Annotated in this window: 23 protein-coding genes; 4 read left to right on the top strand and 19 right to left on the bottom strand. The window is 71.7% G+C overall.

Annotated elements, in window-relative coordinates; all coding sequences use genetic code 11:
- Positions 1 to 21: 21 nt before the first annotated feature.
- From ntrC to dusB, 3 genes are read right to left on the bottom strand one after another with little or no spacing between them, the layout of a single operon-like run.
- Complete coding sequence (gene ntrC, locus QR78_RS21270; RefSeq protein WP_048429567.1) at positions 22 to 1,479, bottom strand: nitrogen regulation protein NR(I); 1,458 nt, start codon at positions 1,477 to 1,479, stop codon at positions 22 to 24.
- Between the two features lie 5 nt (positions 1,480 to 1,484).
- The gene (locus tag QR78_RS21265) at positions 1,485 to 2,588 is read right to left on the bottom strand and encodes a two-component system sensor histidine kinase NtrB (RefSeq protein WP_089504226.1); all 1,104 of its coding nucleotides are present in this window, start codon (positions 2,586 to 2,588) and stop codon (positions 1,485 to 1,487) included.
- Between the two features lie 47 nt (positions 2,589 to 2,635).
- Positions 2,636 to 3,763 (bottom strand): tRNA dihydrouridine synthase DusB, encoded by a 1,128-nt coding sequence (dusB, locus tag QR78_RS21260; protein WP_082171965.1) that lies wholly within the window; start codon positions 3,761 to 3,763, stop codon positions 2,636 to 2,638.
- Between the two features lie 492 nt (positions 3,764 to 4,255).
- On the opposite strand from dusB, the gene QR78_RS21255 reads away from it, so the two are divergent.
- Together QR78_RS21255 and QR78_RS21250 are read left to right on the top strand one after the other, a co-directional pair.
- On the top strand, positions 4,256 to 5,464 hold the full coding sequence (locus QR78_RS21255) for a bifunctional 2-C-methyl-D-erythritol 4-phosphate cytidylyltransferase/2-C-methyl-D-erythritol 2,4-cyclodiphosphate synthase (protein WP_048429611.1): 1,209 nt from the start codon (positions 4,256 to 4,258) through the stop codon (positions 5,462 to 5,464).
- Entirely contained in the window at positions 5,461 to 5,961 is a 501-nt protein-coding gene (locus QR78_RS21250; protein WP_048429610.1) for a CinA family protein, read from the top strand. Before QR78_RS21255 ends, QR78_RS21250 begins: the two co-directional genes overlap by 4 nt.
- A 134-nt stretch (positions 5,962 to 6,095) precedes the next feature.
- Here the strand turns inward: QR78_RS21250 and QR78_RS21245 are convergent, their stop codons facing one another.
- The 6 genes from QR78_RS21245 to QR78_RS21220 form a co-directional block, all read right to left on the bottom strand.
- Positions 6,096 to 7,040: a bifunctional helix-turn-helix transcriptional regulator/GNAT family N-acetyltransferase gene (locus QR78_RS21245; protein ID WP_048429565.1), complete on the bottom strand. Its 945-nt coding sequence runs from the start codon at positions 7,038 to 7,040 to the stop codon at positions 6,096 to 6,098.
- Between the two features lie 48 nt (positions 7,041 to 7,088).
- Positions 7,089 to 7,463 (bottom strand): response regulator, encoded by a 375-nt coding sequence (locus QR78_RS21240; RefSeq protein ID WP_048429564.1) that lies wholly within the window; start codon positions 7,461 to 7,463, stop codon positions 7,089 to 7,091.
- A 4-nt stretch (positions 7,464 to 7,467) separates the two neighbouring features.
- Complete coding sequence (locus tag QR78_RS21235) at positions 7,468 to 9,000, bottom strand: RAD55 family ATPase (protein WP_048429563.1); 1,533 nt, start codon at positions 8,998 to 9,000, stop codon at positions 7,468 to 7,470.
- 68 nt (positions 9,001 to 9,068) lie between these two features.
- A complete protein-coding gene (locus tag QR78_RS21230) occupies positions 9,069 to 9,845 on the bottom strand; it encodes a sensor histidine kinase (RefSeq protein ID WP_048429562.1) in 777 nt (258 codons plus the stop codon).
- A 188-nt stretch (positions 9,846 to 10,033) separates the two neighbouring features.
- A complete protein-coding gene (locus QR78_RS32050) occupies positions 10,034 to 10,531 on the bottom strand; it encodes a hypothetical protein (protein ID WP_053221025.1) in 498 nt (165 codons plus the stop codon).
- A gap of 161 nt (positions 10,532 to 10,692) precedes the next feature.
- Entirely contained in the window at positions 10,693 to 11,172 is a 480-nt protein-coding gene (locus tag QR78_RS21220; protein ID WP_053221024.1) for a DUF4279 domain-containing protein, read from the bottom strand.
- A gap of 319 nt (positions 11,173 to 11,491) precedes the next feature.
- Here QR78_RS21220 and QR78_RS21215 point away from each other — a divergent pair, with 319 nt between their 5' ends.
- The gene (locus QR78_RS21215) at positions 11,492 to 13,144 is read left to right on the top strand and encodes an MFS transporter (protein ID WP_048429607.1); all 1,653 of its coding nucleotides are present in this window, start codon (positions 11,492 to 11,494) and stop codon (positions 13,142 to 13,144) included.
- 259 nt (positions 13,145 to 13,403) lie between these two features.
- Here QR78_RS21215 and QR78_RS21210 read toward each other — a convergent pair whose 3' ends face one another.
- The 7 genes from QR78_RS21210 to QR78_RS21185 form a co-directional block, all read right to left on the bottom strand.
- Entirely contained in the window at positions 13,404 to 13,673 is a 270-nt protein-coding gene (locus QR78_RS21210; protein ID WP_048429561.1) for a hypothetical protein, read from the bottom strand.
- Positions 13,674 to 14,007: 334 nt separating this feature from the next.
- On the bottom strand, positions 14,008 to 15,222 hold the full coding sequence (locus QR78_RS21205) for an MFS transporter (protein WP_048429606.1): 1,215 nt from the start codon (positions 15,220 to 15,222) through the stop codon (positions 14,008 to 14,010).
- Between the two features lie 364 nt (positions 15,223 to 15,586).
- Positions 15,587 to 15,850: a hypothetical protein gene (locus tag QR78_RS34290; RefSeq protein ID WP_125940046.1), complete on the bottom strand. Its 264-nt coding sequence runs from the start codon at positions 15,848 to 15,850 to the stop codon at positions 15,587 to 15,589.
- Between the two features lie 230 nt (positions 15,851 to 16,080).
- A complete protein-coding gene (locus tag QR78_RS21200; RefSeq protein WP_048429560.1) occupies positions 16,081 to 16,329 on the bottom strand; it encodes a hypothetical protein in 249 nt (82 codons plus the stop codon).
- Between the two features lie 74 nt (positions 16,330 to 16,403).
- Positions 16,404 to 17,186 (bottom strand): ATP-binding cassette domain-containing protein, encoded by a 783-nt coding sequence (locus QR78_RS21195; protein ID WP_048429559.1) that lies wholly within the window; start codon positions 17,184 to 17,186, stop codon positions 16,404 to 16,406.
- Complete coding sequence (locus tag QR78_RS21190; RefSeq protein WP_048429605.1) at positions 17,167 to 17,901, bottom strand: ABC transporter permease; 735 nt, start codon at positions 17,899 to 17,901, stop codon at positions 17,167 to 17,169. Before QR78_RS21190 ends, QR78_RS21195 begins: the two co-directional genes overlap by 20 nt.
- Positions 17,902 to 17,931: 30 nt before the next feature.
- The gene (locus tag QR78_RS21185; protein WP_048429558.1) at positions 17,932 to 18,927 is read right to left on the bottom strand and encodes an ABC transporter substrate-binding protein; all 996 of its coding nucleotides are present in this window, start codon (positions 18,925 to 18,927) and stop codon (positions 17,932 to 17,934) included.
- A gap of 198 nt (positions 18,928 to 19,125) precedes the next feature.
- On the opposite strand from QR78_RS21185, the gene QR78_RS21180 reads away from it, so the two are divergent.
- Entirely contained in the window at positions 19,126 to 19,494 is a 369-nt protein-coding gene (locus QR78_RS21180; RefSeq protein ID WP_048429557.1) for a 4a-hydroxytetrahydrobiopterin dehydratase, read from the top strand.
- On the opposite strand, the gene QR78_RS21175 is transcribed toward QR78_RS21180, so the two are convergent.
- The 3 genes from QR78_RS21175 to QR78_RS21165 all read right to left on the bottom strand — a co-directional run bounded on the left by QR78_RS21175 (position 19,478) and on the right by QR78_RS21165 (position 22,388).
- Positions 19,478 to 20,983, bottom strand: a complete 1,506-nt coding sequence (locus QR78_RS21175; RefSeq protein ID WP_053221023.1) for a GGDEF domain-containing protein — start codon at positions 20,981 to 20,983, stop codon at positions 19,478 to 19,480. The two genes, QR78_RS21180 and QR78_RS21175, sit on opposite strands and share 17 nt — an antisense overlap.
- A gap of 246 nt (positions 20,984 to 21,229) precedes the next feature.
- On the bottom strand, positions 21,230 to 21,451 hold the full coding sequence (locus tag QR78_RS21170; protein WP_048429555.1) for a hypothetical protein: 222 nt from the start codon (positions 21,449 to 21,451) through the stop codon (positions 21,230 to 21,232).
- 85 nt (positions 21,452 to 21,536) lie between these two features.
- Complete coding sequence (locus tag QR78_RS21165) at positions 21,537 to 22,388, bottom strand: metallophosphoesterase (RefSeq protein WP_048429554.1); 852 nt, start codon at positions 22,386 to 22,388, stop codon at positions 21,537 to 21,539.
- Positions 22,389 to 22,390 lie beyond the last annotated feature (2 nt).

Raw genomic sequence — 22,390 nt, 5'->3', positions numbered from 1 at the left:
CGATCGTCCCCGTCGCCAGCCTCAGCGCGGGGTGCGGAAGACCTGCAGGTCGAGGTCGCGCACCTTCTTGCGCAGGGTGTTGCGGTTCACGCCCAGCAATTCGGCGGCGCGGATCTGGTTGCCGCGGGTCGCCGCGAGTGCCGCGCCGATCAGCGGGCCCTCGATCTCGCGCAACACGCGGTGGTAGAGGCCGGGCGGTGGCAGCGTGTCGCGGTAATTGGAGAAATACTCCGAGAGGTGCCGCTCCACCGCCGCCGACAGGCCTTCCGCCTCCCCGTTCCCCTTGCGCCCCGTCCCGCCTTGCGCGGGGGCGGCGAGCGGCAGGGTGTCGAGCTCGGCCTCGATCACCGGGCCGGTGATCGTCTCCTGGGGGTAGAGCGCCGCGAGGCGCCGCACCAGGTTCTCGAGCTCGCGCACGTTGCCGGGCCAGCGGTAGCGCTTGAGCTTCTCCATCGCGTCGCCGTCGAGCTGCTTGCGCGTCAGGCCCTCGCGCTCGACCAGCACGAAGAAGTGGCGCACGAGGTCCGGCACGTCCTCGGAGCGCTCGCGCAGCGCCGGCAGGCGCAGCGGCACCACGTTGAGGCGGAAGAACAGGTCCTCGCGGAAGATCCCCTGCTGGATCGAGACCCGGAGGTCCTTGTTGGTCGCCGCGATGATGCGGACGTTGGTCTTGATCGGCACCCGGCCGCCGACGGTGGTGTACTCGCCCTGCTGGAGCACCCGCAGCAGCCGGGTCTGGGCCTCCATCGGCATGTCGCCGATCTCGTCGAGGAAGAGCGTCCCGCCCTCGGCCTGCTCGAAGCGGCCGGCCGAGCGCGCGGTGGCGCCCGTGAACGCCCCCTTCTCGTGGCCGAACAACTCGGATTCGATCAGGTCGCGGGGAATCGCCGCCATGTTGACCGGCACGAACGGGCCCGAGCGGCGGCGGCCGTAATCGTGGAGCGCGCGGGCCACCAGTTCCTTGCCGGTGCCGGATTCACCCGTGATCATCACCGTCAGGTCCGTCGGCATCAGGCGGGCGAGCGAGCGGTAGATCTCCTGCATCGCCGGCGAGCGGCCGACCAGCGGGATGTCCTCGTTCTCCGGCGGCGCGCCCGGCGCCGCGGCGCCGCGCGGGCGCGACAGGGCGCGGCCGACGATCGCGGTCAGTTCCTTCAGGTCGAAGGGCTTGGGGAGATACTCGTAGGCGCCGCGCTCGGAGGCGCGGATCGCCGTCATGAAGGTGTTCTGCGCGCTCATCACGATGATCGGCAGGTCCGGCCGCACCCGCTTGATGCGCGGCAGGAGGTCGAAGGCGTTCTCGTCGGGCATCACCACGTCGGTGATGACGAGGTCGCCCTCCCCCTGCGCCACCCAGCGCCACAGGGTGGCGGCGTTGCCGGTCGAGCGGACCTCGTAGCCAGCGCGGGACAGGGCCTGGTTGAGCACGGTGCGGATGGCGGCGTCGTCGTCCGCCACGATGATGTGTCCGTTCGGCATGGCGCTCACTCGGTCTCGGCGGAGGATTCGCGCCCGTCGCGCGCGTGCGACATCGGCAGGAGGACGCGGAAGGCGGTGCGGCGGGGGGCGGGATCGCACTCGACGATGCCGCCGTGGTCGCCGACGATCTTGGCGACCAGCGCGAGGCCGAGGCCCGACCCTTGCGCCTTGGTGGTCACGAAGGGGTCGAACAGGTCCGGCAGCAGCTCGGCGGAGACGCCCGGTCCGTTGTCGCGCACCGCCACCTCGATCGGCAGGCTGACCCGCTCGCGCGAGCCCGGCACCTGGAGGCGCAAGCCCGTGCGGAAGGCGGTGGAGAGGACGATCTCGCCGTCGACCGCATCGGCGCCGATCGCTTCCGCCGCGTTCTTGACGAGGTTCAGGATCACCTGGACCAGCTGGTCGCGGTTGCCGAGCACCGGCGGCAGCGAGGGGTCGTAGGTCTCGACGAAGCGGATGTGGCGAGCAAAGCCCGACTGGGCCGAGCGCTTCACCTGGTCGAGCACGCCGTGGACGTTGACCGGCCCGCGCTCGACCGGGCGTTCGTCGCCGAAAAGCTCCATCCGCTCGACGATGCGCACGATCCGGTCGGATTCGTCGCAGATCAGCCGGGTCAGAAGGCGGTCGTCCTCGGCGGCCGACTGCTCGAGGAGCTGGGCGGCGCCGCGGATGCCGGCGAGCGGGTTCTTGATCTCGTGGGCGAGCATCGCGCCGAGCGCCACCATCGAGCGGGCCGCGCCGCGATGGGTGAGCTGGCGGTTCATCTTGTCGGCGATGGTGCGCTCCTGGAGCATCAGCACCACGAGGTCGTCGTCGAGATGGGTCGCGAACACGTCGACGCTGCGCTCGACGCCGGTGCGCGGCGAGGCCAGTTCCACCCGGTACTCGCTGACGCTGGCGCGGCGCCGCCGCACCTCGTTCACGAGCGCGATGATCGGCGAGGAGAACGGGATGATGTCGCGCAGGCGCTGGCGCTGCATCATCCGGCGCGAATAGTCGAAGAAGTGCTCCGCCGCCATGTTGACCCGGAGGATCCGCTCGTCCGGACCGATGGTCAGGACGGGCAGCGGCAGGGCGTTGATGATCATCTCGCTCGTCGGGTCGCTCATGGACGAGGCCTTCCGGGTGCGGGCGGCAGGGGGGGCATCGCTCATCCTTACGCGGCCTGCTGCTCGGGCCGTGCGGCGGGCTGTGCGGACGGGGCCTCGAAGGCGCGCCGCAGGAGCCGCGCCGCCTCCGCCGGGTCGCCGGTGGTGAGAAGCCGGGTCCGCTCGTCGGGGGTGAGCCCGCCGGCATGGTCGGCATAGGCCGCGAGGTGCTTGCGGGCGTGGCGCACGCCCATCCGGGCGCCGTAGAGGGCGATGAGCCCGTCGTAATGCTCGGCCGCCAGCGCGGCCTTTGCCGCGGCGTCCGGCTCCGCCAGGGTCTCGCCGGCGAGGCCCGCCGCCACCGCGGCGACGAGCCAGGGCCGCCCGACCGCCGCCCGGCCGATCATCACCGCGTCGGCGCCCGACGCCTGGAGGCAGGCCCGCGCGTCGTCGAGGCCCGCCACGTCGCCGTTGGCGACGAGCGGGATCGCCACCGCGTCGCGGACCAGGCGGATCGCCGCCCAGTCGGCCCGGCCGGTATAGAATTGCTGCCGGGTGCGGCCGTGCACCGTGACGGCGGCATAGCCGAGCCGTTCGGCCCGGCGGGCGAGGTCCGGGGCGTTGCGGGTGGCGTCGTCCCAGCCCAGCCGCATCTTGACGGTGACCGGCACCGAGACGGCCTCCCGCACCGCGGCGAGCAGGCGCTCGGCATGGTCGAGGTCGCGCATCAGGGCCGAGCCGGCCTGGCCGCCGGTCACCGCCTTGGCCGGGCAGCCCATGTTGACGTCGATCACGTCGGCGCCGTTCGCCTCGGCCAGCCGCGCGCCCTCCGCCATCCAGCGCGGGTCGCAGCCGGCGAGCTGGACGATGTGGGGCAGCACGCCCTCGCCCTCGGCCCGCAGGCGCGCCTCCTCGGTGCCGCGGGCGAAATCCTCCGCCGCCACCATCTCGGAGACGGTCGCGGTGGCGCCGAGCCGACGTGCGATGCGGCGCATGTGCAGGTCGGTGACGCCGGACAGGGGCGCCAAGAGCGCCCCGCGCGCCAGCAGCGGCCCCCGCGCATCCGGACGCGGCACCCGCAGCGCGCTCCGCGCGTGCAGCGCAGCGCCGTCCGCTCCCGCCGGTGGCAGCGCTGCCGGCGACGCCCCCGAGGCCGCCCCCGGCCCCTCGGCGCTCAAATAATGGTCAGTCGTCATTGTGCTCAGCAAATAGCCAAAACCCGGTCATACGCAAGCGCGTTCGACCCCCGTTCCCCGATTCGCTCCCGATTTACGCGTCGGATGGCCGTTCCTCGCGCCCCGGGGGGGCCTTCGCGGGCCCGGCGGGTGTCGCGCGATGGCGTGCCGCGTCGATGGGACGGTGTGCGGCAGGATAGCGGGCACGAGCGCGGGAATGGAAGCGCCGGGATCCTGTCTTTGCTGCAGTGCGGGGTAGCGCCCGGCGCCGTCATCGGCCGGCGGCGGCCGCCAAGCCCTGCCCGCCAAGCCCCGACCGACCCTGACCTGCATGCGCCGCGCGCAACCCCGCGTCCCGGCTCCGGCGGGCCCTCGCGCGCCGGTCCGTCCGCATGACCGTAAGTTGCCCCCTTCCCGCGCGGCACCGCCCTTCCCCCAGTGCATTTGCCTCGAAGGAGGACCGTCGCTAAGGAGCGGGCAATCCCGGGAGCGACCTCTTTGACATTTCCCAAGATCGCCGCGGTGGTCGTCGCCGCGGGGCGCGGCATCCGCGTCGGCGGCGACACGCCCAAGCAGTATCGCCGCGTCGGCGGCCAGGCGGTCCTGACCCGGACCCTGGCGGCGCTCGCCGCCCATCCGGGCATCACGCGGATCCAGGTGGTGATCGCGGCCGATGCCGCCGCCTTCTACGACGAGTGCCTGGGCGACCTGCCGCCCGGGATGCGCGCGAAGCTCGCCCGGCCGGTCGCCGGCGGTGCCACCCGGCAGGCCTCGGTCCGGGCCGGGATCGCGGCCCTCGCCGGCGGCGACGCCCCGGAACTGGTGCTGGTGCACGACGCCGCCCGCCCCTTCGTCGACGAGGCGCTGATCGACCGGGCGATCGCGGCGGCCGGGACGCACGGCGCCGCGGTGCCGGGCGTGCCGGTGAGCGACACGATCAAGGTGGTCGAGCCGGACGGGCGGGTGCGCGAGACCCCGAAGCGCGAGGACTTGCGCGCCGTGCAGACCCCGCAGGCCTTCCGCTTCGCGCTCCTCGCCGAGGCGCATGCGCGCGCCGCGGCGGAGGGGCACGACGGCTTCACCGACGACGGGGCGCTCGCCGAATGGGCCGGCCTCCCGGTGGCGGTCTTCCCCGGAGACCTGCGCAACCGCAAGATCACCCAGGCCGCCGACCTCGTCGAGGCCGACCGCGCCTTTTCGCCCACCTCCGAGAGCGACCCCGCCATGACCCTCCTGACCCGCCTCGGCACCGGCTTCGACGTGCATGCCTTCACGGAGGGCGACCACGTCTGGCTCGGCGGCGTGCGCATCCCGGCCGATCGCGGCGTGCTCGCCCATTCGGACGGCGACGTGGTGCTGCACGCGCTCACCGACGCGATCCTGGGCGCGCTCGCCGACGGCGACATCGGCGTGCATTTCCCGCCGAGCGACCCCCGCTGGCGCGGCGCCTCCTCCGACCAGTTCCTCGCCGACGCGGTGCGGCGAGTGAGCGAGCGCGGCGGCGTCATCGACCACCTCGACATCACGGTGCTCGCCGAGGCGCCCCGGATCGGCGCCCATCGCGAGGCGATCCGCACCCGGATCGCCGAGATCGCAGGCGTGCCGCTCTCGGCGGTGTCGATCAAGGCGACGACGACGGAGAAGCTCGGCTTCGTCGGCCGGGCCGAGGGCCTCGCCGCCCAGGCGGCGGCCACCATCCGCCTGCCGGAGGCGCGCGCCTGATGTTCGATGCCGCCCTCATCACCCGGGCGAGCGTGCTGATCGCCGCCTATCGCGAGCGCCAGGCCCGCCTCGTCACCGCGGAATCCTGCACCGGCGGCCTCGTCGCCGCCCTGCTCACCGAGGTGGCGGGCTCCTCGCAGGTGGTGGAGCGCGGCTTCGTCACCTATTCCAACGAGGCGAAGGCCGAGATCCTCGGCGTCGACTTCAACCTGATCTCGGCCCACGGCGCGGTGAGCGAGCCGGTGGCGCGGGCGATGGCCGAGGGGGCGCTGGCCCATTCCCGGGCCGACGTGGCGCTCGCCATCACGGGCATCGCCGGCCCGAGCGGCGCGACGCCGACGAAGCCTATCGGCCTCGTTCATTTCGGCCTCGTCGCGGCCGGCCGGGCGACCCGGCACATCGAGCGCCGCTACGGCGATCTCGGCCGCTCCGAGGTCCGCCGCTGCGCCGTCGAGGACGCGCTCGGCTTCCTCGAGATGGCGCTGGAGAAGGTGTGATATGGGATCCGGAAGATTGCTTCCGGATCCCATATCACCAGCCGGCGCGGTGGAGCCGCAGGCTCCACACGCTTGAGCGAAGCCGAAATCCGCATTGCGAAGCAATCAATCGGATTTCGTATGAGGGCGCGCCCTCACAGGTCCAGCATCCAGGTCTCCCCCACGAGGTCCTGCCCGAACGAGCGGTGCGGCGCCGACTCGACCAGGCGGAAGCCCGCATCGCGATAGATCCGCCGGGCGGCGCCCAGCACGTCGTTGGTCCAGAGCGTCAGCTGCCGGTAGCCGCGGTCCCGGGCCCCCGCGATGCAGGCCTCGGTAAGGCGCCGGCCGAGGCCCTGGCCCCGGGCCGAGGGCTCGACGTAGAGCAGGCGCAGCTTGCCCACCCCCTCGGCGCCGCCCGCGGGCACCAGGAAGACGCTGCCCGCCACCGCGCCGTCCCGCTCGGCGATCCAGGACGCGGCCCGGGCCGGGTCGAAGTCCCGCACGAAGCCGGCGAGGATCTCTGCCACCAGGGCCTCGAAGCCCGTGTCGAAGCCGTATTCGGCGGCGTAGAGCAGGCCCTGGCGGTGGGCGATCCAGCCGATATCGCCGGGCTGCAGGGCGCGCAGGACCGCCGGCGCGTCCGGCGACGGATCGCCGAGCAGGCGGCGCACCCGCCCCATCGCGCCGACGAGCGCCGCCCGGTCGGCGGCGGGCAGCCGCGCGAGGAGCGCCCGCACCTCGGCGCGCGAGGCCGCGTCCAGCGGCGCGAAGGCCGCCCGTCCGGTCTCGGTCAGGGCTAGGACCTGGCGCCGTCCATCCTCCGGGGCGGCCCGGCGGATCACCAGCCCCTGGTCCTCGAAGCGCTTGAGCAGGCGGCTGAGATAGCCGGCATCGAGGCCGAGATCCCGGCCCAGGATCGAGGCGGTCAGGCGGTCGCGGTGGGCGAGCTCGTAGAGCACCCGCGCCTCGGTGAGCGAGAAGGCGCTGCGGTGGAGCCCCTCCTCCAGGAGGCCGATCTGCCGGGTGTAGAACCGGCCGAAGGCCCGCACCGCCCCGATCGCGCCCTCGTCGACGTCGCCTTCGGCCTCGTCACGCATCGTCCCGCCTCCGCTCCATCGGCAGGATCGGTCAATCGGTTGACTCCGTCAACCATCTCCGTCGCGGGTCGCGACCAGCGTCGCGACGAGGTCGCGCACCTGCTTGAGCCGGAAGGGCTTGCGCAGGAAGGCGGCGTGGCCGGCGGCGCGCTCGCGCACGGTCTCCTCGGGCATCGAGCTCATCAGCACGACCGGGATGGCCCGCGTGCCGGGATCGCCCGCGAGGGCGGCCAGCATCGCGGGCCCGTCCATCACCGGCATCATGAAGTCGAGGAAGATCAGGTCGGGCGGGTGCGCGGCGACGCGGGCGAGCCCCTGGCGGCCGTTGGCGGCGGTCGCCACGGTGTGGCCGTCGTCGGAGAGGACCGCGTCCAGCAGCTCGGCGATGCCGAATTCATCGTCTACGATGAGCACCGTCGCCACGGGCCTACTCCCCGCCGTGGCGCGGGGCGTCCCGATCGGCCAGGATCGCCTCGGCCCGCTCGGGGCCGTCGTCGATGTCCAGGCCGCCCGGGCGGATGTCGAAGAGGCGCAGGCGAGGATCGATTCGGGCGTCCCGGACCTTGGCGACGGCGATCAGGCGGTGGCGGCCGGAGCGCAGGGCGCAGGAGCGCATCAGCACCACGTTCTCGGCGACGCTGGAGGTCTGCCGCAGGGAGCCGCTGCCGGAGGGTGCTTCCACGAAGGTGCCGCGCAGATCGGTTTCTCGGGTGTACATCGCCGTCACGCCCAGCGCCCTCAGCTCCGCCGTGAGAGCGGCGAAGATGCGGACGATCCGGTCCTGATCCCCTGCGATCCGGCTCATCGCGTCCAGACCGTCGATGAACACGCGCCGGACCCCCCGGTTCCGGATCTGGCTGAGGAGATCGTCGCAGACCTCGTCGATCAGCCCCTCGGTGGCGGGCTGCCACATCACCCCGATCCGGCCCGCCGCGATCAGCCCGGCGACCGGCAGGCCGAGCGCACGCGCTTTGGCGAGGAGCGCGGCCTCGCTCTCGTAGAAGCCGCAGAGCAGGCCCGGCGCATCCGGATCGGCACCGAGGAACTGGAGGCCCAGCGTGGTCTTGCCGATGCCGGCGGGGCCGCCGACGAGGGTGGTGGAGGCGTGCGGCAGGCCGCCGCCCAGCATCGCGTCGAGGGAGGGCAGCCCGGTGGTGAGCGCCGGGCCCTCGACGTGGTCGTGCCGGCTCGGCAGCCGCAGGCGCGCCTCGATGCGGGGAAAGACCCGCACCCCGTCGTCGGTGATGCGGAAGGCGTGGCGCCCGCGCAGGAAGCCGCCGCCGCGGAACTTGCGCACCTCGAGCTCGCGCTCGGCCCGCCACCCGGTGAGCCGGCTCGACAGGGCGATGAGCCCGTCCACCATCGTGTGCTCGGCGGCCACCAGGTCGGCCCCGGCGGACGCGCTGGTGAGGAGCAGCACGGTGGCGCCGGTGGCGGCGGCCTGGGTCTGCAATTCGTGGATGAAGGTCTTGAACTCGAGGGTCGAGGCGGCGGTCTCCTCCGCCGCCACCAGCCCGTCGAGGACGACGAGGCTCGCCTCGCGGTCGGCGGTCTCCCGGCGCAGCAGGGTCAGGAGGCCGGCGAGCCCCTCGTCCTGCAGGGTGCGGAAGGCGCTGAGATAGGTGATCCGGTCGGGGATCAGGTCGGGCCGGAAGAAGCCGAGCGGCGCGATGTGGCCGAGCATCCGCGCATGGCTCTCGGCGAGCAGCGTGACGTAGAGCGCCCGGTGCTCCGGCGAGGCGCCCGCATCACCTTTGGCGGGCGAGGCGCCCGCATGCGTGTAGCAGGCCTGGTTGCCGAAGATGGTCTTGCCCGAGCCCGGCGTGCCCTGGACGATGTAGACGCCGCCGCGAAACAGCCCGCCGCCGAGGATCTCGTCGAGGCCGGCGATCCCCGTCGGAACCCGCTCCAGCCCGCCATAGGCCCCGGCCCGCCCCATGCTCGGTCCCGCCCCCGTCATCCGCGCTCTCGGCCTCGTCTAGGAATTCGTCGACCCGTGCCGGGATCGTCGAGCCGTGGAAGGATCGCCTACCCGTGAAGGGGAAGCGTTACCGTGAAGGTCGCGCCTTCGCCAGGGCGGCTCTCGAGGGCGACGCCCCCGCCCATCGCCTCGGCGAGGCGGCGCACCAGCCACAGCCCGACCCCGAAGCCGGTCGGCGCCGTCCCGGGATCGGCCACCGCGCGCTCGAACCGCTCGAAGATCCGGGCCTGGTCGGCCTCCGGGATGCCGACGCCGCGGTCGCTCACCCGGATCCGCGCCACCGCGCCGTCCCGCAGGCCCACGACCGCGATGGCGCCGCCGTCGCCGTACTTGATCGCGTTGGTGATCAGGTTGTCGAGGATCTGGTCGAGGGCGAGGCGCTCGCAGGACAGGACGAGGTCGTCCGGCACCGCGACCGCGATCGTGCTGCCGGCATGGGCCGCCATCGGCCGCAGGCTCTCCACCACCTCGTCCACCACCCCGGCCAGCGGCACGGGTGTGGCCAGCAGCGCGAGCTGCCCGGCCTGCGCCCGCGACACGTCGAGCAGGGTCGTCGCCCGGCGCATGTAGCGCTCGACGAGCCAGTGCAGCTGCGCCAGCCCCTGCGCCACCCGGCCCTCGGGCGCCTCGCGCTCGGCGGCGGCGCGCAGGCGCTCGACCTGGCCGAGGATCGGGGTCATCGGGTTGCGCAACTCGTGCGCCACGCCGGCCAGGAACGCGTCGCGCTCGGACAGGGCGCGCCGCAGGGCGCCGACCTCCCGGCGCAACGCGGCGGCCTCGTCGGCCTGCGCCACCTCGGCCAGGATTCGCTCCGCCCCGCTCATGCGCGCGGTCGCCCGCTCCCGACGGGGGGCGTCCGGCCGGGGGACCGGCAGGCTGTCCGGTTCGACGGCGTGGGGGGCGAGGTCGGCATCACCCGCACGGCATAACAAATCGCGGCCGGGCAGGCGAGCGCCCGCCCCCGCTCCGAAAAGCCCTTCCCGCTCCGGTTCCTGCGAGAGAAGGTCGCGGGTCAGCGCCGCGGCGCGTCGACCGAGATCACCCGGGCCCCGCCGACCCGCCGCTCGCCGCCGTTGATGACGTAGAGCACCGGATCGGCCTTCGGCTGGGGCGGGATGCCGGCGACGGTCGGAATGCCGTAGGTGCCCTCGCCCCAGGCCGACGGGACGAGCTCGCTCGGGCGCGGCAGCTTGAAGTAGGGCTCGGCGACGAGGCCGGGCTCCAGCACGCCGTTGGCGCCGTAGAGCCCGAGGGGGCCGGCGAAGGTGGTGCCGCCATAGGCGACGAACCGCCGACCCGCAAAGCCCCTGCCTGCGAAGCCCCGCTCCCGCAGCGCCCCGATGCGCCCGTGCCGCCCCCGCACGTCGTAGACCGCGGCGCGGCCGCCCTGCGGCCCGACATGCGGCTGCCCGGCTCCTGCCCGCCCGGTTCCGCCGAGCGGTTGCGCCACGGCGCCCGTCCCCGCGAGGGCCGCGGCGGCGAGGGTGAGGACGATCAGGTCGCGACGCATGGTGTGTCTTCCCGGCTCCCGGCAACTCGCAGGTTCAATGCCGGGGTGCCATCCTCGTTCCCGCGGGGGAGCCGCGCCAGCCGTGGCAGAGTGCGGACGCGGCATGGTCGTTTCCGGTCGGAAGACCCTGGGAAAGTCCGTGTCCGATGGCCGCCGCCAGCTCAATCCGGGCAGCGGTAAATATCCAATCCCGGCCGCAATCCCCGATCGACCAGCATCGACAGCACCTGTGGCTGCAACTCCGCGCCCTCTTTGCTGTCCTGCATGAACAGACCACAGAACATGTCGCACCGGTAGCGCTCGTTCAGGTCGCGCCAGACGGCCGGATCGTGCGGGAGCTTGCCCAGGAGTGCGCCGATTCCCGCGTCGAGGCCGTCGGGCGTATCGGTCGAGAGCACCCATGATCCGACCTGGGCGATCACGTCGCGACCGGACGCGATGCGGCGGACGTCGCCCTTGCAGGTGCATCGCGTGGGTTCGATCCCCAGGAGACGGGTGATCTCCTCCGGGTCGAGCATGTCCCCGGTGATGCGCAGGCTGACGGTCGCGCGGGCGATGTCGGGCATGCTGCCGATCCTGGCGTGACTGCTGATATCCGCCAAGTATTTCGTCGCGTCATGTTTCGCAGCGTCATGGGCCATGGAGGCTCTCCAGAACGGCCCCCCGACGGAAGTCTCACGACCTAAGTCTCACGACGAATTGTCGAATGGGCTCCGGGATAAGGCTGGCTTAACGATTCGTGCGAGCGGCGCGGATCACGTGCGAGCGGGCGGTTCCCATCCCCCGCCCGGCATCGACGGCGCCGCCCGAGACCCGGTTCACCTCGAAACGCGACGATCCCGACGCGGCGAAGATTCGCGCGGGCGCGGCGTGCCGTCACCCAGGAAACGCTCCCCAAGGAGGATACACCCCATGGCAAGCTCAGCCGCCCTCGGGTCCGCCGGCGATGCCGCGCGCCCGATGACGCGGGAGGAGAAGAAGGTCATCCTGGCCTCCTCCCTCGGCACCGTGTTCGAGTGGTACGACTTCTACCTCTACGGCTCGCTCGCCGGCATCATCGGCGCGCAGTTCTTCTCGTCCTACCCGCCGGCGACCCGGGACATCTTCGCGCTGCTCGCCTTCGCGGCGGGCTTCCTGGTGCGGCCGTTCGGCGCCCTGGTGTTCGGGCGCGTCGGCGACATCGTCGGGCGCAAATACACCTTCCTGGTCACCATCCTGATCATGGGCCTGTCGACCTTCATCGTCGGCATCCTGCCCAATGCCGCGCAGATCGGCATCGCGGCGCCGATCATCCTGATCGTGCTGCGCCTCGCCCAGGGCCTGGCGCTCGGCGGCGAGTATGGCGGGGCGGCGACCTACGTCGCCGAGCACGCGCCGCAGGGACGGCGCGGCTTCTACACCAGCTGGATCCAGACCACGGCGACGCTGGGCCTGTTCCTGTCGCTGGTGGTGATCCTGGCGGTGCGGAGCATCACCGGCGAGGCCGCCTTCGCCGAGTGGGGCTGGCGCATCCCGTTCCTGGTCTCGGTGCTGCTGCTCGGCATCTCGCTCTGGATCCGCCTGCAGCTCAGCGAGTCGCCGGCCTTCCAGCGGATGAAGGAGGAGGGCAAGACCTCGAAGGCCCCGCTGACCGAGGCCTTCGGCCAGTGGCGCAACGCCAAGATCGCGCTGATCGCGCTGCTCGGCCTCGTCGCCGGTCAGGGCGTGGTCTGGTACACGGGCCAGTTCTACGCGCTGTTCTTCCTGCAATCGATCCTGAAGGTCGACGGCTATACCGCCAACCTCCTGATCGCCTGGGCGCTGCTGCTCGGCACCGGCTTCTTCGTGGTCTTCGGCTGGCTCTCGGACAAGATCGGCCGCAAGCCGATCATCCTGGCCGGCTGCCTGATCGCGGCGCTGAGCTTCTTCCCGGTGTTCAAGCAGATCACCACGCTCGCCAACCCCGCCCTCGAGAAGGCGATCGAAAACGTCAAGGTGACCGTGGTGGCCGATCCGGCCCAGTGCGGCAGCCTGTTCAACCCCGTCGGCACGCGGGTGTTCTCGGCGCCCTGCGATCTCGCCCGCGACTACCTCGCCAAGTCCTCGGTGCGCTACACCACCGAGGCCGCGCCTGCCGGCCAGCCGACTCTGGTGCGGATCAACGGCACCGAGGTCCCGTTCGCGGTCGGAGCCCCGGCGGCGGAGTTCAACAAGGCGGCGGCCTCCGCGCTCCAGGCGGCGGGCTACCCGAAGGCGGGCGACGCGCAGGTCGTCAAGATGGCGAACCCGTTCGACATCTTCCGGCCGCAGGTGGCCGGCGTGATCGGGCTGCTCTTCGTCCTCGTGCTCTTCGTCACGATGGTCTACGGCCCGATCGCCGCGGCCCTGGTCGAGCTCTTCCCGACCCGGATCCGCTACACCTCGATGTCCCTGCCCTACCATATCGGCAACGGCTGGTTCGGCGGCCTCCTGCCGGCCACCGCCTTCGCGATGGTGGCCCAGACCGGCGACATCTATTACGGCCTCTGGTACCCGATCGTCATCGCGCTGATGACCTTCGTGCTCGGCCTGCTGCTGGTGCCCGAGACCAAGGACCGGGACATCTTCGACGAGCGGGACACCGCCGCGCACTGACGTCGCGGATGATGGAATAAGAGGGGCGTCCGCGGCGAAGGCTGCGGGCGCCCCTCTCGTTTTCAGGACATCCCCGCAGGGGGAAGGACGCTGCCCTCGTCCTCGACGTCATCCTGGGGCCCGGCTGCTCCGGAATGACGCGGAGGGGTCCAGGACCGTCGCGCGAGGTCGGGACCGGCGACGGCGAGGGACCGGCCCATCCACGAAAAAAGGCCCGCCTCCCCGAGACGGGCCCCGAACACCGTTCAGGCGCGTACGGTCACCGGCAGGTCGTGATCCGCCGCACGATCCAGCCCTCGCCGTCGACGAAGAGCTTTCGGCGCGCGGTGAAGCACTGGGCGTCGTCGGCCTCCGGGGTGGTGACGCTCGCGGTGGCGGCGACGTCGCGGGTGGTGCCCGGGGCGGCCTTCGGCGCCTTGTCGACCGCCGGCGCGGCGCTGGCGCCGGACGGGGCGACGCCCGCGGCCAGGGCGGCCAGGGCGGCCAGCACGGCGAGCAGGGGCAGTCGGGCGCAGGGGCGCGCACGCATGATCGGTGATCCCATCGGTTGAATGCCGAGCGGCAACGTCCGGCGGAGTGGCTCTGGACCGCTCTCTCTTGCCATGGATAAGTCGCGAGCGCCCGAAGAGTTGCGCCGCCAAGGCGCGTCCATTCGCAAAACGGTAAACACGGGGGTGCGACGCCGCGGTGACATTCCGCACCCGGTCTGGAAATTGACCCCACGGCAGTGGCGGACCGGCCCTCGACTGTCGCGCGGCCGCGGATCGACTGGACTGGACCTCGAACGGCGCAAGTCCCGGCGAGTTCCCTGCCCCGGCGGCGACAGACGAGGCGGCCCTCGACTGTGCCCCGGATCGCGTCCGTCAGGCCGGGACCGGCCGGCCCTGCCCGGCCTGGCGCTGGACCAGCCACAGGGCGATGGCGACGTTGAGCAGGTTCCAGCCGATGCCGTTGGCGAAAGCCGCCGCGTAGGTGCCGCTGAGATCGAAGATCACGCCCGAGAGCCACCCGCCGAGCGCCATCCCGAACAGGGTCGCCATCAGGACGACCCCGACCCGGCCGCCGGCCTCGCTCGCCGGGAACAGCTCGCGCACGATGATCGCGTAGGCCGGCACGAGGCCGCCCTGGAAGAGGCCGAACAGGGCCGAGATCACGTAGAGCGAGGTCAGCCCGTCGAAGGCGAGGTAGAGGAGCAGCGCCACGCCCTGCAGCACCGAGCCGACGAGGAGCGTGCGCAGGCCCCCGATCCGGTCGGCGAGGAAGCCGGAGGCGATCCGGCTGACGATGCCGAAGCCGAGCATCAGGGAGAGCATCTCGGCACCCCGGGCGACGCCGTAGCCGAGGTCGCCGCAATAGGCGACGATGTGGACTTGCGGCATCGACATGGCGACGCAGCAGGCCAGCCCCGCGACGACGAGCAGGCCCTGGAGCAGGTTCGGCGGCAGCCCCAGCGTCCCGCCCGACCCCGCCTCCCCGGCGCGCACGACCGCCGCGACCGGCGGGCGCCGGCGCATCAGGAGCGCCAGCGGCAGCATGGTGGCGAGGCAGAACACCCCGATGCCGGCTTGCGTGGCGCGCCAGCCATAGGCCGACACCGCGTGCTGGACGAGCGGCGGCCAGATCGTGCCGGCGAGGTAGTTGCCCGCGGCGCAGACCGAGACCGCGATGCCGCGCCGGCGCGCGAACCACAGCGAGATGTCGGCCATCAGCGGCCCGAAGGCGGCCGACGAGCCGAGGAGGCCGATCAGCAGCCCGTGCGCCAGGGCGAACTGCCACAGGCTCGTCGAGAGCGCGGTGGCGCCGTAGCCGAGGCAGAGGCAGACCGCGCCGAGCGCCAGCGGCGCCAGGATGCCGAACCGGTCGGCCAGCTTGCCCATCAGCACGCCCCCGAAGGCGAAGCCGATCATGGTCAGCGTGTAGGGCAAGGCGGCGGCACCCCGGGCGGCGCCGAACTCCGCCTGCACGGCGGGCAGCACCACCACCACCGACCACATCCCGACGCCCCCGATGGTGGTGAGCAGGACGGAGACGGCGAGGCGGCGCCAGGCGGCGGCGGAATCGAGCCCGTCGGCGGGCATCGGGCGGGTCACGGGCGTTTCCTCGAATCGCTTATGGCTTTGCCGGGGCTGTAGCAGCTGGGCCGCTTGCCGAGGAGCGACCGGAATGCAACCCCCTGCCCCGTTGCGCGACGTAATCAAATCCACTCCCTGCCGGCTCATACCGTGATGTGTTCAGGATGATTGCGTCGTCAACAATATGCCAGTATAAATCGAGCTGCCGATAAGAAATTGTCGTATTGATTTTAGCGAGAGCCTAGGGGGTGGGGTATGATTATTTAATGATCAACATTTTACTATCATCTTACAAATGCAGGATTTCGACTTAAATTTTTGAAAAATTTATATGTATCAGCGAAATATGTTATCAAATATTTATAATAAACTAGAAGTTGTTTTTCTTCAGGATAGATGATAATGCAATGAGAAAGTTGTCGCTGAAGACACCTTTTTCAATCGCTTCTTGTATCAGCGGAAGAAGCTCGTCCTCCGTGACATCAAGAGGGCGTGGCTGAAAATGTCCGTTCTTCCACCATGAAAACCTAATTTCTACTGTTCCCAACTTATGTATATGTATCCGCTCAATACGGCCACCCTCATCGCCCGCCGATACCAGTTCGTCTGCGTAGCGAGTAGATCGTAGCGCCATTGCTATCTCCTGCATTGCGCCAGCGGATACGTCACCCACAAGTGATTCGCAAGAAAAATATAGACATGTCAATAATTACGATAAAAAATATAATATAAAACTATGGTATGATATTTTTAATAAATAAAAATACTAGACTGGATGTGTAATTATTCTGCTTATCAGATCACCATGAGCACAAGCTGGCTATATCAAAGCATTCCGATAAGCGCCATGTTTGATGAGGAATTTCACCTCAGCCGGACCGAACCGATCTGATGCGGATAGATTGTCGCGAGCGCGTGGATGGGAGCTTCGAACTCGACCCCGAACGCGACCGCGTCGCCGTAGACCGCAACGATCGTTCCCGTTGCACCGGCCGGTACCGTCCCCCCGTCATCGCTCGCGGCGGGAGTCTTCAATGTCACCACGTCGAGTTCCGCCGGGCTGACGAGCGCCCGGTCCTCGGAGGCGAAAAGGGTGAAGGCGGGTGCGGGCATGGCGGCTTCGAGGGGCTGTGAGGGAAGAAGATAATCGACTCGCCTTGCCACTCAAGGCCGGGCCCTCCGCAGGGTCACCCTTCCGCGACCGTTCCGGGAAATTTCGCCGCGAGGTCCCGGCGCGTCGCCTCCAGCCAGTCGCGCCCGCGCTCCGCCCGCGGGGTCGGCAGCGCCACCTCTCCCGCGAGGCGCGCCGGCCGGCCGGAGAGCAGCAGCAGCCGGTCGGCCACGGCCAGCGCCTCCGGCACGTTGTGGGTCACCATCAGCACCGCCGCGCCGCGCGAGCCTGCGCTGCCGAACACCGCCGCGCGCAGGGACGCGGCCGCCGCGTCGTCGAGGGAGACGAAGGGCTCGTCGAGGACGAGGAGGCCCGGCGCCAGGGCGAGCGCCCGGGCGAGCGCGACCCGCCGGGCCATGCCGAGGGAGAGCGCCCGCGGGTAGCGGTCGCGCCACTCGGCGAGCCCGAGCTCGTCGAACAGCGCGTCGAGGGAGCGCCCGCGCTCGGGCCGCGGCAGGGAGAGGCGCACGTTCTCCTCGACGCTGCGCCAGGGCAGGAGCCGCGGCTCCTGGAAGACCATGCCGATGCGCAGGTCCGGTGCGGTCGCCAGGCTGCCCTCGAAGTCGCGGTCGAGGCCGAGCAGGATGCGCAGGGTCGTGGTCTTGCCGGCCCCCGAGGGACCGATCAGGCACAGGGTCTCCCCCGCCCGCACCGACACCGCGAGGTCGCGCACCGCCTCGACCGGCGCCGCATCCGCCGGGCGGTAGACCTTGCGGCGCACCGTCAGGGTGAGGATCGGGGCCGCCGCCTCGCGGCGCAGCCCGGCGGCGGACGGTATCTTATCGCCAGCGGCGGGCATGGGCGTCCAGGGGCTGGAGCAGCAGGGCGTCGACCGCCAGCATCACGGCGCTGAACACGAGGCTGTAGCCGATCAGCGCCGCGACGTCGAAGAGCTGGAAGTAGTACGAGATGGCGTAGCCGACGCCGTTCGGCCGCCCGAGCAGCTCGACCACCAGCACGATCTTCCAGGCGAGCGAGATCCCCGAGCGCGTCGCCGCCACCGCGAAGGGCTCGAGCTGGGGCAGGAGGACGTGGCGGATCCAGGTCCGGCGGTCGTACCGGAAGGCCTGCGCCATCTCCTCGAGGCCGGGATCGAGCCCGCGGGCGCCCTCGCGCAGGATCACCGCGACGTTCGGCATCTTGTTGAGCGCCACCGCCAGGATCGCCGCGGTCTCGGTCAGGCCGAGCCAGATATAGGCGAGCACCGTGACGATCAGCGCCGGGGTGTTGAGGAGCACGAGCAGCGGGGTGTCGAGGAGCCGGTCGGCGGTCCGCGAGCGCCCGAGCGCGATGCCGAGCACCGCGCCCGTCGCCATGGCGAGGACGAACGAGGCCACGACCCGCCACAGCGTGATGCCGATGTTGCGCAACAGGTCGCCCGAGGCCGCCTCCCGCCCCACGAACGCCGCCACCGCCTCGGGCGACGGCAGGGTGCGGGGATCGACGAACCGGCTCGCCAGCCACCAGCAGGCGAGGAGGATGAGGGCGGAGGCGAGGCGGGCGAGGAGGGCCATCAGGCGGCGGCCGGCCCGCAGGGGCACCGCTCAGCCATTCGGCCCGCCGTCCCAGTACAGCCCCTCCGGCAGGGTCGTGGCGGACCCGACCAGGCGCTCGCCGCCGAGCCGCGCCAGCACCGCGTAGAGGCGTTCGGCGTCCTTGCGCTCGGCGGCGGCGGGCCGGCGCGGGATGCCCTCCAGGAAGGCGCGCTTGAGGGTGGCGTAGGTCGCCTCGTCCTCCGCCGCCATCAGCGGGCGCACGGGTGCCCAGGCGGCGTCGCCGGCCTCCAGGGCGCGCTTGGCCCGCGACGAGGCCCGGGCGAAGCCCGCGATCGTGTGCGGCGCGCGCTGCAGCAGCGCCTCGTCGAAGACGTAGCCGAGGAGCGCGATCGGGCCGGTGACGCCGAAGGCCTCGGCGATGCCGTCGGCGCCGATCAGGCGGCGGAAGCCCCTGGCCTCGAGCCGGGCGCAGAAGGTCCAGTAGAGGAGCGCCGCGTCGAGCTCGCCGGTCTCGAGCTTGCGCATCAGGAGCGGCGGTGCGCCGAAGACCGGCTGCGCCTCGCGCTCGAGGTCGCGCCCGTCCTTCTCGCGGGCCCGGGCCCGCAGGAGCAGCCAGTTCTTGTCGAGCGGGCCCCCCGCCACCCCGAGGCGCTTGCCCGCGAGGTCGGCCACCGAGCGCACCGGGCTGTCGCCCGGCACCATCAGGGCGCCCTCGGTCGAGGAATAGGGCAGGAACTTCACCGCCCGGCCCTCCGCCCGCAGGCGCGCGGCCCAGAGCAGGTCGGAGACGATGGTGTCGACCTGGCCGCCCTGGAAGGCGATGCGGGCGGCGTCGCTCCCGGCCAGCCGCACGCCCTCGAGGCTCAGGCCCTCCGCCGCGTCGATCCCCTCCGCCTTGATCACCGCCGCCTCCCACGAGACGGTGCCGAACGGCAGGAGGCCGACCTTCAGGCTGGCCTGCGCGGAGGTCGTCTGGCCTACGGCCCCCCGGAGGGCGAGCGGCCACAGCCCGGCCGCCGCCATCAATCCGCGCCGTGAGAGCATGGGCCCCCTCCTCCTGTCCGGCCGGTTCGTCCGGCCTTGGTGCCGACCGTTGTCGCCGAGAGAGGTAGGCGGCGCAGGCGGCGGCGTCCACCGCTTGCGCGCGGGGGCGCGAGGCCGCACCCTGGGCGGGTCCGCCGCCGCGGTCACTTGTACTCTCGTCGGGACGATGACGACACGGACATACAGGACGACACGGACATGCCGAAAGACCAGGTTCTCGACCCCGACGCGATCGCCGCCCGCCTCGCCGACCTGCCGGGCTGGAGCGAGGCCGACGGCTGGATCACCCGCACCTACCGGACGAACAGCTGGAAGGGCACCCTGATGGTGATCAACACCGTCGGGCACCTCGCCGAGGCGGCCTGGCACCACCCCGACCTCACCGCCTCCTATGCCTGGGTCGAGGTGCGGCTCACCACCCACTCGGCCAAGGGCCTGACCGAGAAGGACTTCGCCCTGGCGAGGAAGATCGAGGAGGTGGTCGGCTGGCAGCCGGGGCTTGAGGGCGGCGCGCTGGAGGGGACGCCCACGGATCCGCGCTTCGCCTACATCAAGCACGACCGCTGAGGGCGGCGCGGCGGGGGCGGCGCGCGGGGTGTTCGTGACGGGCCCGGGCGTCCCGCCCGGCGCGCTTGGCGCCGTAGAGCGCCATGTCGGCGGCGTGGACGAGGTCCTCGAAGGCCATGCCCGGCCGGTGCCCGGCGACGCCGCAGGACATCGAGAGCAGGAGCGGCGTGCCGTCGTCGAGGGCGAGCGGCGCGCGGCGCAGGGCCTCGCGCAGGCGCGCCGCCACGACCTCCGCCCGGTCGGGATCGGTCCCGGGGAGCAGGACCAGGAACTCGTCGCCGCCGACGCGCCCGATCGCGTCGGGCGCGCGCAGGACCGTGCGCAGGACCGCCACCAGGTGGACCAGGGCCCGGTCCCCCACCCGGTGGCCGTGCCGGTCGTTGACCTGCTTGAACAGGTCGAGGTCGATCGCGATCAGGCTCACGGCCGCACGGGGGTCCTGGATCGTCGCCAGGGCCGCCTCGCGGAACGCCGCGCGGTTGAGGACGCCGGTCAGGCCGTCGGTGGCGGCGATCCGCGCCAGCTCGGCCCCCCGTGCCCGCAGGGCCTCGGCGCTCTGCGACAGGGAGTCGAAGCTCGCACCCCGGGCGGCGAGCGCCGCCGCCACCGGCAGGCAGGTGAGCAGCAGGATCGCGAGAAAGCCCTGGAACAGGGCGGCCTGCTCGTGCGGATCCGGCGTGATCGTCACGATCGGCCCGTGGCCGCGCAGGGTCGCGATCGTGCCGATCACCGCGATCACCATCACGGCGGCCTTCGTGCCGAGCCGCCCGACCCGGAACGTCACCAGCATCACCGGACCGAACAACGCGAACAGCAGCGGCCGGACGGCGACGAAGAACGCCCCGTAGGCCGCGGCCGCCACCAGGACCTGGAGCCCGGCGGCCTCCGCGCGCTGGCGCCAGTCCTTGCGCGCGAAGCAGCGCCCGTAATCGCCCCGCAGGAGCGCGAAGAAGAACGGCGTGAAGATCAGGAGGCCGAGCCCGTCGCTCAGGACCCAGGTGCCGAACGCGGCCGCCAGGTCCTGCCCGAACAGCAGCCGGGCGGTGGCCGCGCCGCCGAGCCCGCTGAGTATCGGGGCGACGAGGCCGCAGACCACGATGAAGCGGCCGACGACGGCGGGCGTGACCAGGAGGTCGTCGCCCGCGGGGCCTTGGTCCGATAATCCTTGACTTGACGATCCTGCGCCCTTGAGCGCGGGCCGGAGCAGGCTCGCCGCGACGTAGACCTCCAGGAGGTTGCACGCACCGTAGAGGAGCGGGCCGGCGCCGAGGCCGCGCGTCACCGCGTTCGCGGCCACGCCGGCGAAGTAGCCGGCGCCGAGCAGGCCCGTCCACGCCCCGGGGCGCCGGTCGAGCAGGGCGGCGAGGACGACCGCGTTGGCCGGCCACACCGTGGCGATGTCGCGCCCGTCGCTGGTGAGATGGATCGTGCCGGCGGCCAGCATGAAGGACAGGAGGCCGACGATGCACGCAGTCCGTCCGTCCGTCATCGCAGGCCTCATGGGGCGACGTGCGGGTCGCACCCACGGCGTGGGCCAACCTCTCGTCCATAAGATGATAGTGCATCCGTTGAGGGTTATCTAACGATGCCGCAATCCTGATATCGGCCGTATTGTATAGAAATATAACAGTGAAATGGAGAAGGGTGGTACTGTCGTGTCTGTTGCAACCGCCGCTCTATAATACGAAGTGCTGATCGTCGCCGCGAGACGGGGCGATGCGGCGGGCGGTGCCGCTCAGCCGCCGGTCTTCACCCGCCGGCACTGCGTCTTGAGATAGGCCGTCTGGCCGATGCCGTCGCGGACCTCGGAGCGGGCGATGATCTCCTGCCAGCCGGTGGCGCAGCCGATCTCGCTCGCGACCTTGGTCTTGAACACGTCGGTGGCGCTCGCCTCCTCGCATTCCTGCACCGGGACCGTGTTGGCGCAGATCAGCACCACCGCCAGGAATCCGTTCATGACCCGTATCCTCCGCCGAGACGGGTCATGATGGGGCGCGGCGGCGCAGAACCAACCCGTACCTTGGCCAACCCGGATACCGGTCTCAGGCCGGAACCGCCGCCACCCGCCCCGGATCGAAGCTGCGGCCCTCGACCGGGTTGGCGAGGCAGCGCGTGCCGTACAGCGCGAGGTCGTGGGCGGCGTGGAAGTGGCCGGAGATCCAGAGGGCCGGCCTGTGGGATGCCGGCAGATCGGCGAGCAGCGTGGTGGCGTAGAAGGCCGGCACCCACCAGGGCACGCCGGGGGCGTCGCGAAACCGGTCGGCGGCCTCCGCGATCGGCGGGTGGTGGGTGACCGCGACGGTCGGTCCGGGATGCGGCCGGGCGAGCGCCGCCATCAGGGCGGCCCGGTCGGCGTCGTGGGCCTCCATCGCGGCGCGCGGCGACCACGGCGTGCCGTCGGACAGCCGGATTGCCCGGTATTCCCGCGAGCCGGTGGCCGGATCGGTCATGCGGGCGGCGGCATAGGCCACCGGGTCGTCGGGCCGGTCGGGGGTCTCGGGCGACAGCCAGCGCCCGGCGAGGCGCCAGTCGCTCCACAGGGTGGCGCCGACGAAGCGCACGCCGTCGATCACCCGGGCCTCGCCGCTTTCGAGCAGCACCACCCGCTCGCGGGAGGCCTCCCGGTTGATCGCCTCCACCCCGGCCCGGAGCGCCGCCAGCAGGTCCGGGGCGGTGCGGGGATCGCCGGCGGGCGCGTAGCGCTCGTGGTTGCCCGGCACCAGCACGATCGGCCGCTCGCCGGCGAGATGCAGGAGCGCGGCGAGCCCTCGCTCCGGCTCGCCCTCCCAGACGTCGCCGGCACAGACCATCACGTCGAAGGGCTCGGCCGGGACCGGCACGGCAGCGAGGGGCCGGCGCTCGAGATGGAGGTCGGAGAGTGGGAAGAGACGCATCG

The sequence above is a fragment of the Methylobacterium indicum genome (genome assembly GCF_001043895.1).
GTDB classification, from domain to species: domain Bacteria; phylum Pseudomonadota; class Alphaproteobacteria; order Rhizobiales; family Beijerinckiaceae; genus Methylobacterium; species Methylobacterium indicum.
The sequence above is the reverse complement of the archived record's forward strand: the minus strand, read 5'-3'. Positions and strand labels throughout refer to the sequence as shown.